The sequence below is a fragment of the Burkholderia cepacia ATCC 25416 genome, from assembly GCF_001411495.1.
In the GTDB taxonomy this organism is placed as follows: domain Bacteria; phylum Pseudomonadota; class Gammaproteobacteria; order Burkholderiales; family Burkholderiaceae; genus Burkholderia; species Burkholderia cepacia.
This window is the reverse complement of record NZ_CP012982.1, coordinates 869,188-883,161: the sequence shown is the minus strand read 5'-3', so window position 1 is coordinate 883,161 and position 13,974 is coordinate 869,188. Positions and strand designations below refer to the sequence as shown.

Genomic DNA, 13,974 nt, shown 5'->3' with positions numbered 1-13,974 from the left:
GCGCGGCGCAGCGCGACGCGGGTTGTCGCGTGGCCGTTTTCCGTCCGTCGCACGGCGGCCCGCGCATGACGACGTCGCCGCGCCGCCGCGCGTTGATCGCCGCCGGGATCGGCATGCTGGCCGCGCCGCCGCTCGTGCGCGCGAAGCCGCGCACCGTCCGGATCTCGAAAGGCTTCGGGGTGCTGTACCTGCCGCTGCTCGTGATGGAGAAGCAGCGGCTGTTCGAGCGGCACGCGGCGCGCCACGGCGTGCGCGACGTCGCGGTCGACTGGGTGCTGCTCGACGGCGGCAATTCCGTCAACGACGCGATGATGGCCGGCACGCTCGATTTCGCGGGCGCCGGCGCTCCGGGGTTCATCGAGCTGTGGGCACGGGCGCGCGGCATTCCGAACGTCGAGGTGATCGGCATCAGCGGGCTGTCCACCACGTCGCTGTCGCTGAACGCGAACCGCGCGGGCCTCGTGTCGCTGCGCGACTTCACGCCGTCCGACCGGATCGCGGTGCCCGGCATCCGCACGTCGCTGTCGGCGGTCGTGCTGCAGATGGTCGCGAGCCGGCAGCTCGGCGCGAAGCATTTCGCGCAGCTCGATTCGATCACCGTGAACCTCCCGCATCCGCAGGCGATGCAGGCGCTGATCCGGCGCGAGAACGGCGTGACCGCGCACTTCACGTCGCCGCCGTTCTCGACGCTCGAGCTGCGGCAGCCGGGCATTCACCGCGTCGTGAATTCGGTCGACGTGCTCGGCCCGCTGACGCTCGACGTCGTATTCGCGCCGAAGCGGCTCGTCGATACGGACCCCGCGCTGGCCGTCGCGTTTCTCGGCGCGCTCGACGAAGCGAACCGCCTGATCGCGCAGGACCCGCGCGCGGCAGCCGCGCTGTATGCGGCGTCGTCGGGCGTCGGCGTGTCGCACGACGACGTGATGCGGATGCTCGCCGCGCCCGACACGCGCTTCTCGGTACTGCCGAACCAGCTGATGGACTACGTCGAATTCCTGTACCTGGCCGGCACGATCAAGGCGAAGCCGCGTGCATGGCACGAGATGTTCGCGCCGATGCTCGACGACTACCGGTCGCGCTGATGCCGCCGCTTCCTTTCCCCGACATGCCCCGCACCCGCGCGATCGTCGCGCGCGGCGCCGATTCAAACGACATGCAACCGCTGTGCAACCGATTCACGCAAGGAGCCTGAAGTGAATGCTACCGACACCCTGGACCCCGCGTCCGCCGAAGAACAGCGCATCATGTCGAAGATGGCGCGGCGCCTGCTGCCCATCCTCGTCGTGATGTTCCTGATCGCGTTCATCGACCGGCAGAACGTCGGCTTCGCGAAACTGCAGATGGTGCACAGCCTCGGGATGACGGAAGCCGCGTTCGGGCTCGCGTCGTCGCTGTTCTTCATCGGCTACCTGCTGTTCGAGGTGCCGAGCACGCTCGCGCTGCATCGCTACGGCGCGCGCGTGTGGCTCGCGCGGATCATGCTGACGTGGGGGCTGATCACGGTGCTGATGGGCTTCACGACGTCGATGCCCGCTTTCTGCGCGCTGCGCTTCGTGCTCGGCATCGCCGAGGCCGGCTTCTATCCGGGCGTGATCTACTACCTGACGTTGTGGTTTCCGCAGAGCTATCGCGCGAAGGTGCTCGGCATCTTCACGCTCGGCAGCGCGCTCGCGAACATGCTCGGCTCGCTGGTCGGCGGCGTGTTGCTGAGCCTGAACGGCGTGTGGGGGCTCGCGGGCTGGCAGTGGGTGTTCGTGGCGACGGGCATCCCGGCGGTGATCGTCGCGATCGTCGTGTTCCGCGTGCTGCCCGCGTCGGTGCGCGACGCCCGTTTCCTGGACGACCGCGAGAAGCAGATCGTCGAGGCCGCGCTCGAACGCGAGAAACCCGCGCAGGCCGAGCACGGCCAGCCGTGGAAAGCGCTGCTCGACCCGCGCGTGATGCTGTTCGCGGCGACCTACATGCTGATGTCGACGTCGCTGTACGGCGTGACGTACTGGCTGCCGACGCTCGTGAAATCGTTCGGCGTGTCGAGCACGACGAACGGCTTCCTGAGCATGCTGCCGTGGGCGCTCGCGGTGCTGCTGCTGGTGTGGCTGCCGGGGAAACTGCGTCGCGCGAAGAGCATCCTGCGCACGATCGCGATCGTCGCGGCGCTTGGCGCGCTCGGCTTCCTGCTGAGCCTCGTGCTGCCGTCGACGCCGCTGCGCTTCATCGCGCTGGTGCTCGGCGGCGCATGCATCCCGCTGCTGTACCCGTGCTTCTGGTCGATGCCGCCGCGCTACTTCACCGGCGCGCGGGCGGCGGCGAGCGTCGCGGCGATCAACTCGATCGGCAACCTCGGCGGCTTCTTCAGCCAGAACCTGATGCCGTTTGCCGGCAAGGTGACGGGCACCGCGTTCGGGCCGATGATCGTGCCGATCGTGTGTCTCGCGCTGCTCGGAATCGGCGCGCTGGTCGCGTGGACCCGCTCGGAGCGGGGGATGGTGGCGGTGCGGGCGTGAGGCTCGCGGCGCGGCCGGATTGTGGTCCCGGACACGTTGGTCAGGCCGAATGGCCGACTGCACGCGTAAAAGAGGGTTTGCTACCATGGATTACATATGTAATCCATGGAGTGTGCGATGAAAACCGCGACCATACCGGCGCTGCGTGTCGATCCGCAATTGCGGGAGGCGGCAGAGTCGGTCCTTGAGGAAAACGAGACGTTGTCTGCGTTCATGGAGTCGGCGCTTCGCGATGGTATCGCGCGTCGTCGCCTGCGGCGCGAGTTTGTCACCCGTGGCCTTGCATCGCGTGACGAGGCGCGTCGTACCGGCGAATACGTCGACGCCGCCGACGTGCAGGCCGAACTCGATGGCGTGCTGAACGCTGCGAGAGCAGCGAAGGCGGCGGATTGATCTATCGGGTCCGATATACACGTGCGGCCCGTGGGGATCTGGTGCGGATGCATCGATACCTGCTCGAACGTGATAGCGATGCAGCGGCAGCGGGCTGCGGACGCGATCGAACAAGGTATCGCCATGCTCCGAATGTTTCCGTTCACATGCCGCAAGATCGACGACGGGAATCCGTTTCTGCGCGAGCTGATCGTGTCTTTCGGCACGTCGGGCTATGTCCTGCTGTTCGAGATTGAAGCGGCCGAGCAAGTCACGATTCTGGCCGTGCGACATCAACGGGAAGAGGACTACCACTGACGCATGATCGACGCGGCGGCCGGCATTTGCCGATATTGCCGCCTCGATCAGCGATCGATCCTCGACCCTCCATTCCCGCCATGCGCGACCGCAGCAGGCGCAGGCGACAGCGGAATCTCCACCTCGATCGTCGTCCCCTCGCCGAGCGTCGTCGCGATCCGCAGCGTGCCGCCAACGAGATACGCACGCTCGCGTAACCCGACCAGCCCGAACGATCCCGATTTGCGCGGCACGCCGGGATCGAATCCCGCGCCGTCGTCGCGAATCGTCAGCTCGATCGCCTGGTTCGCCTGCACGAGCGCGACGTTCGCATGCGACGCGGCCGCGTGCCGTGCGACGTTCGCGAGCGCTTCCTGGGCGATGCGGAATACCGCCGTCGCGTAAGGCTCGTCGAGTTGCAGTTCGGGCGGGTCGACATGCAGCGCACAGTCGATACCGTGACGGTGCCGGAAATCCTCCACGAGCCATTGCATCGCGGCGGCGAAGCCGAGATCGTCGAGCATCAGCGGGCGCAGGTCAGACGCGATGCGGCGTGTCGCGGCCACCGCGCCGCGCGCCAGCGTGTGCATCGCCGCGATCTTGCGCGCCAGCAGTGCGTCGTCCTGCGGCACGCGATCGATCAGCCATTCCAGATCGTTCTTCAGCGTCGCGAGTGTCTGCGCGAGTTCGTCGTGCAGCTCGCGTGCGATCCGGCGCTGCTCGGCTTCGCGAGCGCTCGCGCTGATCGCGGCGATCTCGCGCAGCTCCTCGCGCGACGCCTGCAGCGCACGCTCGGCGCGTACGCGTTCCTCGACTTCGCGCCGCAGGTCGCGGTTCGACGCGCTCAGTTGCGCGGTGCGTGCGGCAACGCGCTGTTCGAGCCGCTCGTTCGCGTCGTTCAGCTGCGCGCTCTTCTGCACGACGAGCAGATGCTGGTAGCGCGCGCCGGCCAGCGCGCGCACCGTCTGCGCATGCAGCCGGCCGTTTTCGAACAGCATCGCGAACAGCACGACGCCGGACGCGACCAGACCGTACGCGCGCCCCGCGTAGAAGCCGAGATCGTAGCGCCCGTGATTCAGCATCGCCGACAGCGCGATGTCGAACAGCCACGCGACGAGCACCGTCATCACCCACAGGTCGAGCACGGAATGCCGCCGCCGCCGCTGCCACATCAGCATCAGCGCCACCAGGTTCAGCCCCCAGACGATCGTGATCGCGTTCGTCATCGTCGCGGCCATCCGGTTGCCGTTCATGATGCGCGGCAGCAGGTCGTGGCCGGCCGTCGCGAGCAGCGCGAGCGCGGCCGTCGCGCCGAGCGCGGCCGCGATGCACAGCACCACGGGAATCGCCGCGCGGCGTTGCGGCGCCGGGATCGGGCCCGCGGCAGGCGATGCCGCGCGCAGCAGCGCGTACGCGGCGACCGCCAGCGGAAAGCCGCCGTGCCAGAACAGGTAGAGCCAGGCGGTGGTCTGGTCGCCGGCGCCGAGCAGGCCGGTCGGCGCGAACAGCCCGGGAAAGGTCAGCATGTGGGTGCCGGCCATGAAGCCCGTGAACAGGTAGCCGCCCGCGAGCACGAGCAGCGGCTTCTCGCGCAGGATCGCGTACTGGCCGAGCAGCAGGCCGGCCGTCACCATGTCGTTGACGACGATCGCCGACTGGTACACGGGGATGAACGCCCAGCCCGGCGCAAGCGGCCGGCCCGCGAAGGGCGCAAGCGCGGCGAAGATCACGGCGGACACGAGCACGGTCGCGAGCGCGAGCCGCCGTTCGCGCCGGCCCGGCGGCAGCGACGACATGAACAGGCGCGACGCGTCGGAGGTGTCGTCGTCCGGGGGCGAGGGCGGAAGGTGGAAGGCGGCCGTCATGCGTCGCCGCCGGGGTCGAGGTCGTGGCGCACCGCGTAGCGGACCAGCGCGGCTTCGTGCGGCAGTTCCATCTTCTCGAGGATCCGTGTCTTGTACGTGCTGACCGTCTTGGCGCTCAGCGCGAGTTCGGTCGCGATCTGCGTGACGGTCTGGCCGGCGACGATGCGGCGCATCACGTCGAGCTCGCGCGCGGACAGCCGTTCGTGCGGCAGTGCCGCGGCCGGCGCGCGCAGCGTGAGCGCGAGGCTTTCGGCCGCCGACGGGCTCACGTAGACGCCGCCCGCCGCGACCTTGCCGACCGCCTCCACGAGCTCGGCGGTCGCGCTGTCCTTCGTCAGGTAACCGGTTGCGCCGGCCTTGAACGCGCGCGCCGCGTATTGCGCCTCCGCGTGCATCGTCAGCACGAGCATGCGCAGCGACGGCGCGTGGTGTTTCACCAGCCGGATCAGCTCGATGCCGGTCGGCGCGGGCATCGACAGGTCGAGCAGCAGCACGTCGGCGGTACCGCGCTCGACCAGCGCGAGCGTGGCCGAGCCGTCGCTTGCCTCGCCGACGATTTCGAAACCGCCGGCCGTTTCCAGGATGTGACGCAGTCCGTCCCGCATGACTGCGTGATCGTCAGCCAGAATTACCCTGATCATCTAGCGATCCTCTTCGGGATGACGCCGCGCCCTGCTGTCCGGTGGTCGCCGCGGCCGTTCTTCTGACCAATATATTCCGCCGAATCCGAAAACGATACTCATCCGGTAAATTTTCGAGACGGGTTTTCGACGAATGTGCACTGAAACGAAATAATTCCCGAGAAAACATACGCGGCGGGGCGGGCGCGAATCAGGGTATTCCCGAGTGGTCGCGGCGGCGGGAACCGGGCGGCGCGGCGGGTCGCCAGCCGCCCCACGAACCGTCCGGATTCGGGACTAAACTGGTGCCCGATGCCACGACACTAACGAGGAGCCCCGTGATGATCGATCTTGCCGATATCCTGCCGTCCGCACTGCCCGCCGCCGTCGCGTGGGCCGAAGCGGAGGCGGCGCGCGGGATCGCGCAGGGTGCGCCGCTGACGCCGGCGCAGGCCGACGACGCGCGCACGGTGGGTGTCGCCCAGCCGGAGCGGATCCGCGTGGTGATCGTCGAGCGCATGCCGTTTCCGGAGACGCCGACGCTCGCCGCGATCGCCCGCGACACGGGGCTGTTGTCGCCGGGGACGATCGGGCTCACGCTCGGTCATGCGGTGTACGTGCTGCGCGGGCAGGACACGCGCCGCCTGCTGACCCATGAATTTCGCCACGTGCATCAGTACGAGGCCGCCGGATCGATCGGCGCGTTTCTCGCGCGCTATCTGCAGGAGATCGCGACGGTCGGCTACCACGACGCGCCGCTCGAGGCCGACGCGCGGCAGCACGAGTTCGATTGATCCGCCACGCCGGCGCGACCGCGCACCGCCCGATGAACGCTCCCCATGCCATCGCCGGCCCGGTGTTCTCACGCCGGGGCGCTTCGCCATGGAGCGTGCAATGAGCGACACGATCCACGCGTGGATCGGCGCGATCGGCGCGCATCCGCTGCTCATGCTCGCGGTCGTGTTCGTGACCGCGTGCGCCGAGGCGATCGCGCTGATCGGCACGGTCGTGCCGGCCGGTGCCGTGATGTTCGCGGCCGGTGCGCTGATCGGCGCGGGCGCGCTCGACGGCTGGACGACGATCGGCGTCGCGGCAGTCGGCGCCGTGATCGGCGACGGCATCAGCTACGAGCTGGGGCGGCACTACCGCGGAATGATCCGCAACGCATGGGCGCGCTTCGGTTATGCGGGCGCCTACGGGCGCGGCGAGGAGTTCGTGCTGCGCCATGGCGTGAAGAGCATCGTGCTCGCACGTTTTCTTGCGCCGGTGCGCGCGGTCGTGCCGGTCGTCGTCGGTTGCGCGACGCTGCCGCGCCGGTCGTTCTATCCGGTCAACGTCGTCTCGGCACTCATCTGGGCGCCCGTGCACGTCGCGCCGGGCATCGTGTTCGGCGCGTCGGCCGCGCTGGCCGCGGCGATCAGCGTGCGGGTCGCCGTGATCCTGCTGGTCGTCGCGGCGCTGGTCGCGCTCGTGTGGATCGGCGTGCGCGTCGCGCTGCGGCGCGGTTGGCCGCTGTTGCATCGTGCGCTCGTCGAAGGGGGGCACGCATGCGCGCACCGCTGGCCGCGGGTCGGCGCGCGGCTGCACGACGCGATCGCATACGTGCGCGGCCTGCCGGGCGCGGTGCCCGCGCTCGCGCTGCTGTTCGTCGGCTGCGTGTGGCTGTTCGCGGGCCTTGTGCAGGATGTCGTCGCGAACGATCCGCTAACGCACGCGGACATCGCGCTGTACGCGTTCCTGCAGAACCTGCGCACGCCGCCGGTGGACGCCGTGATGCGCGCGCTTGCCGTGTTGCACGGGCACGATACGGGGCTGATCGTCGCGGCGGCGTTTCTCGTCTGGCTGATGATCCATCGCTGCTGGCTGACCGCCGCGTGGTGGCTCGCGACCGTCGGCGTCGCCGTCTTGCTCGTGCCGGCATTTGGCGCGGGCGTACCCGGCGCGACGCCCGCGAGCCTGCCGCCCGGCGCGCTGCACGTACCGCTGCCCGATGCCGAAGCCGCGTTCGCGATTCTCGCAAGCAGTGGCCTCGGCTGGGTGCTGACGCGTGACCGGCCCGCGCCGTGGCGGATCCCGGTCGTGACTGCGGTGGTGCTGTGGATCGTGCTCGGCGGCTTCGCGCGGCTGTATGTCGGAGACACGTGGCTGTCGGGCCTGCTGGGCGGCTGGAGCCTCGGGCTGGCCTGGTTCGCGTTGCTGGCCGGCGCCCATGCGTACTGGCGCGTGCGCGAGCATGTGCAGCCGAGGGGCGCGCTCGTCGCGGTGACCGTGGTGCTCGCGACGGCCGGCGTATGGACGGTTCCCGCGCAATGGCAGCTCGACCGGGCGGCGCGCCCGCATGTCGGCGACGTGGTCGCGATGACCGTCGACCAGTGGCTGCGCGGCGGGTGGCAGCGCGTGCCGGTGCGGCGCACCGAGATCGGCGGCGACCGCGAGGAGTATCTGCCGCTGCAATGGAGCGCGACATCGGACACGCTCGACCGGCATCTCGCGCAGGCCGGCTGGCAGCGCGCGACGCCGTGGTCGCCCGCCACCGCGCTGCGCTGGCTGCTGCCGCAGGCGCCGGCCGAGGCGCTGCCGGTGCTGCCGCGTTACACGCACGGCGAAAGCACGCGCCGCGTGTTCGTGCGCGTCGATCCGGGCCAGCCGGAAAGCCGCCTCGTGCTGCGGCTGTGGCGTTATCCGTACGTGTTGCAGGACGCGCTCGGCATGCGGCCGCTGTGGTACGGCGCGCTGTATCGCGAATCGCTGCATCGGCCGGCGCGGCTGATGACGATCGTGCGCTCGACGACGATCGACGATGCGGCGTCGATTGCGAAGGCGCTGGCGGTCGAGCCGACGATCGGGCATCCGCCAGCGGGGACGACGGCCGCGCCGGCCGAGATGCTGCTGGTATGGATGGTCCGGCCGTGAGCGGGCCGTGCGCCGCTTACGCGTGCGCCGGCTGCGCGGGGACGACGGACAGGCGCAAGCCGACGGTCTTGAGCACCGCGAGCAGCGTTTTCAGCGTCGGGTTGCCGTTGGGGGACAGCGTGCGATACAGCGATTCGCGGCTGATGCCGGCTTCGGCCGCGACCGCGCCGAGCCCGCCGTACGCTTCCGCGACGGTGCGCAGCGCGAGCAGGCCGGCCGCGCGGTTGTCGGGATCGTCGAGCGACTCCATCGCGACGCGCAGATAGGCCACTGCGAGTTCGCGGTCGGCGCCGAGTTCGGCGACTTCCGCGTCGTGGTGCGATACCGCACCTTTGAGCTTGGTCATGTTTGCCTCCGTTTCCAGTTCGACCAGTGTTCCTTGGCGCGCCTGATGTCGTCGGGTTGGCTGCTTTTGTCGCCGCCCGACAGCAGCAGCACCAGTGCGCCGCCGTACCGCCCGAAATACACGCGATAGCCGGCGCCGACGTGGACGCGCAGTTCGATCACGCCTTCGCCGACAGGCTCGCAATCGCCGAAGTTGCCCGTCTGCACGCGGCGCAGGCGTTCGCGAATCCGGGCCTGTGCAAGCTTGTCGCGCACGGCGTTCAACCATTCGGTGAAGGGCTCGTGACCATCGTCGCGCTGGTAGCGAAGAAGTTCGAACTTGGAGAGCATTGTAACTTATAAGCTACAAAAGGGTGAATGAGAAAGGAGGCGGTCGTGCGAGCTGCCGGGTGGTGCGCGCAGGGGCGTGCGCGCATTGGCGAGTCGGGACGACACACGACGCCGCATGCGGGGCAGTTGCAGTGCAGGCAGCGAAACCGGCTTCCCGGACGAAGATCATTCTTTCATCCGGTACCTGGCGTGGCGATTCGGCCGAATGGCCGGTGTCGATGGCGCGTGCGGAGGGCACGCGCCATGAATGGGACGTGAAGCAAGTGCGCGAACAGTCTGACGGCGGGCGCGTCGCGCGGCGCGCCCGCCGGAAAATCCTCGTGCGTTACCGTTGCGTCGTCATGCCGTCGCGGCAACGCGCGCCGACGCAAACTCCGCCAGCGTGCGCAACGCGTCCCGCGCCGAGCGCAGGTAAAACGACTGCAGATGAAACACATGCCAGCGCGCCGCATGAATCTCCAGCCGGCACGGCACGCCGCAGGCCTGCGCGTGACTGGCCAGCCGCTGCGCGTCCGACAGCAGCACTTCCTGGTCGCCGGCCTGGACGAGCATCGGCGGCAGGCCGCGCAGGTCGGTATCGAGCGGGCCGCGGGCCGCCGCCGATCCGGCGCCGTGATACCAGCGCAGCCCTTGCTCGAGCCAGCCGCGGCGGATCATCGGATCGTCGTGGCGGCGCGAGGCCAGCGTCGCGCCGCCGAGCGCGGGATCGGTCACGGGCGAGATCAGCAGCAACGCGGCGGCGGCGGGCTCGCCGCGCTCGCGCAGCGCGATGGCCAGTGCCAGCGCCAGCGCACCGCCGGCCGAATCGCCCGCGATCGCGATCCGGTGCGGAGCGTGACCCTGCGCGCGCATCGCGTCATAGACGGCCAGCGCATCGTCGAGCGCGGCCGGGCCTGGATGCTCGGGGGCCAGCCGGTAATCGGGCACCCACACCGGCAGGCCGGCGTCGTTCGCGAGCCGCGTCGTCACGCCGCGATGCGTATGCGGCCCGCCGAGGCAGAATGCGCCGCCATGCAGATAGAGGATCGCGCCGCCCGTGTCGCCGCGTTTCGGCGCAACCACTTCGACCGGCACGCGGTGCGCGTGCGTACGGTAGCGCAGCGTGCCGCCCGTGCCGGGCATCAGCGGCGACAGCAGCGCGACGACGCGGCGTTGCATGCGTGCACCGAACGGCGGCCCGATCAGCGGCCGGAACGCCACGCGCAGGAAACCGCGCAGCGAGGCGGCCGTGAGTGCCTCCAGCGGGCCGGCGGGTGGCGCGACTACGACGTCGCGCGTCGGGGCAACCGATTCGGGCACCGAATGCGTGAAACGGTAGGCGGACATCCCGGTGAAGCGGGTGATCCACCGGTAGGTCAGCGTGAAGCCCGGCCAGTTCGTGCTGTTGTGTCCCGATGCATCGACATACCAGCTCTTGCAACTGTTCCACACCGATCCTTCGAGCCGCTGCTGCACATGCGCGTTGAAGCGCCGGTAGCGGCGCGCGTCGACGTCGATCTCGCGCGCGCCGTTGCGCCGCATCGCGTGCAGGCAGCGCATCACGTGCGCGATCTGGCTTTCGAGCATGTAGACGATCGAGTTGTGGCCGAGATTGGTGTTCGGGCCGTACAGCATGAAGAAGTTCGGAAAACCGGGCACGGTAAGCCCGAGATACGCCTGCGCGCCGCGCCGCCATGCGTCGTTCAGGTCGAGCCCGTCGCGGCCCGTGATGCGCATCGGCGACAGGAACTCGGTCGCCGCGAACCCCGTGCCGTAGACGATGGCATCGACCGGATGATGCACGCCGTCGACGGTCTCGATGCCGCGCTCCGTCACGCGCCGGATCCGCTGCGTGACGAGTTCGACGTTGTCGCGGCTCATCGCGGCCAGGTAGTCGCTCGACAGCAGGATGCGCTTGCAGCCGATCGGGTAGTCGGGCGTGAGCCGTGCGCGCAACGCGGCGTCCGGCACGTCGCGCGCGAGCAGCTTGCGGAACGGCCGGCCCACCGCGACCTTCATCAACCGGTGCAGGCGCGTGAACGCGATCGCGCGCGATTCGTAGCGCATGTAGATCGATGCGCGATGCAGCTTCATCGCCCACGGAAGCGTGCGGAACAGCGCCTTCTCCCACGGGCGGTACGCGCGGTCGGGGCGCGGCATCACGTAGGCCGGCGAACGCTGGAATACGGTCAGGCGCTGCACGTCGCCGGCGATCGCGGGGACGAACTGGATCGCCGACGCACCGGTGCCGACCACCGCCACGCGCTTGCCGGCGAGCGCATAGTCGTGATCCCAGTGCGCGGAGTGGAATGCGCGGCCGCGGAACGTGTCGATGCCGGGCAGGTCGGGCATCGCGGGGCGGCTCAGCTGCCCGGTGCCGCTGACGAGCACGGCGGCGCTGAGCGTCGTGCCGTCGGCGAGCGTGACGCGCCACAGCGCGGCGGCTTCGTCGTAACGCGCATGCGCGACGTCGGCGCCGAAACGCAGATAGCGCGCGAGGCCGTACTTGCGCGCGCAATGCTGGAGGTACGCATGGATTTCGGGCTGCGGTGCGAACACGCGCGACCAGGCCGGATTGGGCTCGAACGAAAACGAGTACAGGTGCGAGGGCACGTCGCACGCGGCGCCCGGGTAGCTGTTGTCGCGCCACACGCCGCCGACGTCGTGCGAGCGTTCGACGATCGCGAAATCGTGGATGCCGGCACGTTGCAGCGCAATGGCCATGCCGATGCCGGCGAAGCCGGCGCCGATGATGATCGCCGCGAGCGGTGCGGCGGATTCGGTCAGGTGGGCAGCGTCACGCGACGACATGGCGGGTCTCCTCAGGCTGGACGGCTTCGTGCGCGGCGTGCGAAGCGGGAGCGGAATCCGTCGCTGTCCTGACGGTTTCGCGCTGCGGCCGCGCGGGCGTGCGGCACACGCCGCGGATCAGGTCGACGGCCTTCTCGGCGATCATGATCGTCGGTGCGTTGGTGTTGCCGCCGACGAGCGTCGGCATGACCGACGCATCGACGATGCGCAGCCCCTGCAGGCCGCGCACGCGCAGCTGCGGATCGACGACGGCGAGCGCGTCGTGCCCCATCCGGCACGTGCCGACCGGGTGGTACACGGTGTCGGTGCGCCGCCGCAGCACGTCGCGGATTTCATCGTCGGTGTCGACGTTCGCGGTGAACAGGTCGCGCGTGGTCCAGCCGGCGAGCGCCGGCGCTTCCATCAGCCGCCGCGTGAGCCGGAAGCCCGCGACCATGTCGTCGAGGTCGCGCGGATCGTCGAAGAACGCGGGGTCGATGCGCGGTGCCGCGAGCGGATCGGCGCTGTCGAGCGTGACCGAGCCGCGGCTGCGCGGCCGCAGCAGGCACACGTGGCACGACAGCCCGTGGCTGGCGTGCAGCTTGCGCGCGTGATCGTCGACGAGCGCGACGACGAAGTGCAGCTGGATGTCCGGTGCGTCGAGGTCCACGCGGGTCTTCAGGAAACCGCCGCCTTCCGCGAAATTCGACGTCAGCATGCCGCGCCGTTCGCGGCGAAAGCGCGCGAGCTCGCGCAGCATGCGCATGCCGCCGCGCGCGGATACGCCCATCGTGTCGACGCTGCGCGTGCGATAGCCGAAGATGAAATCCGGATGATCCTGCAGGTTGCGGCCGACGCCGGGCAGGTCGGCGTGCACCGCGATGCCCCGTTGCCGGAGCTCGCTGCCCGGGCCGACGCCCGACAGCATCAGCAGTTGCGGCGTTTGCAGCGCGCCGGCCGCGAGCACGACTTCACGCCGGGCGCGCAGCGTGCGGACCTCGCCGTGCTGCCGGACTTCGACGCCGGTCGCGCGCGTGCCGTCGAACAGGATGCGCAGCACCTGCGCGTGGGTCTCGACCGTCAGGTTGTCGCGGCGGCCGATGTGCGGCAAGAGGTACGCGCGCGCCGCGCTCCACCGTTCGCCGTGCTTCTGCGTGACCTGGTAGATGCCGATGCCTTCCTGCTGCGCGCCGTTGAAATCGTCGGTGAGCGGCAGGCCGGCCTGTTGCGCCGCTTCCAGGTAGCGCGCATGGAACGGGTTGCCGGTGCGCAGGTCGCTCACCCACAGCGGGCCGTCGCGGCCGTGCCACGCATCGTCGAAGCGCTCGTTGTGCTCGCTCAGGCGGAAGTACGGCAGCACGTCGTCGTAGGCCCAGCCTTCGTTGCCGAGCGCGGCCCAGCCGTCGTAGTCGATGCGATGGCCGCGGATATAGACCATCGCGTTGATGGCCGACGAACCGCCCAGCGCCTTGCCGCGCGGCTGGTAGCCGATGCGCCCGCCGAGGCCGCGCTGCGGCACCGTGTCGAAGGCCCAGTTGTTCACGCGGGTCGGCATCATCGCGACCGCGCCGGTCGGCACGTTGACGAGCGTGCCGTCGCCGCGGCCGCCGGCCTCGAGCACGCAGACGGTCACGGCCGGGTCCTCGGTCAGCCGCCCGGCGACAACGCAGCCGCCCGACCCGCCGCCGACGACGATGTAGTCGAAAGTCCTGCTCATGGGTTCATCCTCCGATGGTCGATGGATCAGGCGGGGCGCGGCAGCGCGCACGGGCGGCCGGCGCGCGGCCGGGCAGGGGCAGGGGTTCGTGCAGGCACGGCGCGCCGGCGCGCGAAGCGGGCTGCGGGATCGGTCGGGCGACTGCGTCGCATGGTGTCTCCTCCGGGGGGGCGTTGGCGTCGTTCGGGCGACGACTGGATGACGCCGATGGTGCTGGCCGCATGGGAAAACACCAATGCTGC

At 69.8% G+C, this 13,974-nt stretch carries 11 protein-coding genes and 1 pseudogene; 6 read left to right on the top strand and 6 right to left on the bottom strand.

Annotation, left to right across the window (positions count from 1 at the left end; translation table 11 throughout):
• The first annotated feature begins 65 nt into the window (after window positions 1–65).
• The 4 genes and pseudogenes from APZ15_RS21365 (at window position 66) to APZ15_RS21350 (ending at window position 3,194) form a co-directional block, all read left to right on the top strand.
• A complete protein-coding gene (locus APZ15_RS21365; RefSeq protein ID WP_027790810.1) occupies window positions 66–1,082 on the top strand; it encodes an ABC transporter substrate-binding protein in 1,017 nt (338 codons plus the stop codon).
• Window positions 1,083–1,193: 111 nt separating this feature from the next.
• Window positions 1,194–2,504: an MFS transporter gene (locus APZ15_RS21360; RefSeq protein WP_021158399.1), complete on the top strand. Its 1,311-nt coding sequence runs from the start codon at window positions 1,194–1,196 to the stop codon at window positions 2,502–2,504.
• Window positions 2,505–2,621: 117 nt separating this feature from the next.
• The gene (locus APZ15_RS21355) at window positions 2,622–2,897 is read left to right on the top strand and encodes a YlcI/YnfO family protein (RefSeq protein ID WP_027790811.1); all 276 of its coding nucleotides are present in this window, start codon (window positions 2,622–2,624) and stop codon (window positions 2,895–2,897) included.
• Window positions 2,894–3,194 (top strand): annotated as a pseudogene (locus APZ15_RS21350) (type II toxin-antitoxin system RelE/ParE family toxin). The gene APZ15_RS21355 and the pseudogene APZ15_RS21350 overlap by 4 nt, the downstream one beginning before the upstream one ends.
• Before the next feature lie 47 nt (window positions 3,195–3,241).
• On the opposite strand, the gene APZ15_RS21345 reads toward APZ15_RS21350, so the two are convergent.
• Both APZ15_RS21345 and APZ15_RS21340 read right to left on the bottom strand, forming a co-directional pair.
• Complete coding sequence (locus APZ15_RS21345; RefSeq protein ID WP_027790812.1) at window positions 3,242–5,038, bottom strand: sensor histidine kinase; 1,797 nt, start codon at window positions 5,036–5,038, stop codon at window positions 3,242–3,244.
• Window positions 5,035–5,679, bottom strand: coding sequence for a response regulator (locus APZ15_RS21340; RefSeq protein ID WP_027790813.1), 645 nt, complete (start codon window positions 5,677–5,679; stop codon window positions 5,035–5,037). Before APZ15_RS21340 ends, APZ15_RS21345 begins: the two co-directional genes overlap by 4 nt.
• Before the next feature lie 320 nt (window positions 5,680–5,999).
• On the opposite strand from APZ15_RS21340, the gene APZ15_RS21335 reads away from it, so the two are divergent.
• Both APZ15_RS21335 and APZ15_RS21330 read left to right on the top strand, forming a co-directional pair.
• Window positions 6,000–6,452: a hypothetical protein gene (locus tag APZ15_RS21335; protein ID WP_027790814.1), complete on the top strand. Its 453-nt coding sequence runs from the start codon at window positions 6,000–6,002 to the stop codon at window positions 6,450–6,452.
• A 100-nt stretch (window positions 6,453–6,552) separates the two neighbouring features.
• Complete coding sequence (locus APZ15_RS21330) at window positions 6,553–8,571, top strand: VTT domain-containing protein (RefSeq protein ID WP_027790815.1); 2,019 nt, start codon at window positions 6,553–6,555, stop codon at window positions 8,569–8,571.
• 16 nt (window positions 8,572–8,587) lie between these two features.
• Here APZ15_RS21330 and APZ15_RS21325 read toward each other — a convergent pair whose 3' ends face one another.
• The 4 genes from APZ15_RS21325 to APZ15_RS21310 form a co-directional block, all read right to left on the bottom strand.
• Window positions 8,588–8,917, bottom strand: a complete 330-nt coding sequence (locus APZ15_RS21325; protein ID WP_011356110.1) for a helix-turn-helix domain-containing transcriptional regulator — start codon at window positions 8,915–8,917, stop codon at window positions 8,588–8,590.
• Window positions 8,914–9,246 carry a type II toxin-antitoxin system RelE/ParE family toxin gene (locus APZ15_RS21320; RefSeq protein WP_027790816.1) on the bottom strand — a complete coding sequence of 111 codons (333 nt, stop codon included), beginning with the start codon at window positions 9,244–9,246 and terminating at the stop codon, window positions 8,914–8,916. The genes APZ15_RS21325 and APZ15_RS21320 overlap by 4 nt, the downstream gene beginning before the upstream one ends.
• A 339-nt stretch (window positions 9,247–9,585) precedes the next feature.
• Window positions 9,586–12,036 carry a flavin-containing monooxygenase gene (locus APZ15_RS21315; protein ID WP_027790817.1) on the bottom strand — a complete coding sequence of 817 codons (2,451 nt, stop codon included), beginning with the start codon at window positions 12,034–12,036 and terminating at the stop codon, window positions 9,586–9,588.
• Window positions 12,023–13,732, bottom strand: a complete 1,710-nt coding sequence (locus APZ15_RS21310) for a GMC family oxidoreductase (RefSeq protein WP_027790818.1) — start codon at window positions 13,730–13,732, stop codon at window positions 12,023–12,025. The genes APZ15_RS21315 and APZ15_RS21310 overlap by 14 nt, the downstream gene beginning before the upstream one ends.
• Between the last annotated feature and the right edge of the window lie 242 nt (window positions 13,733–13,974).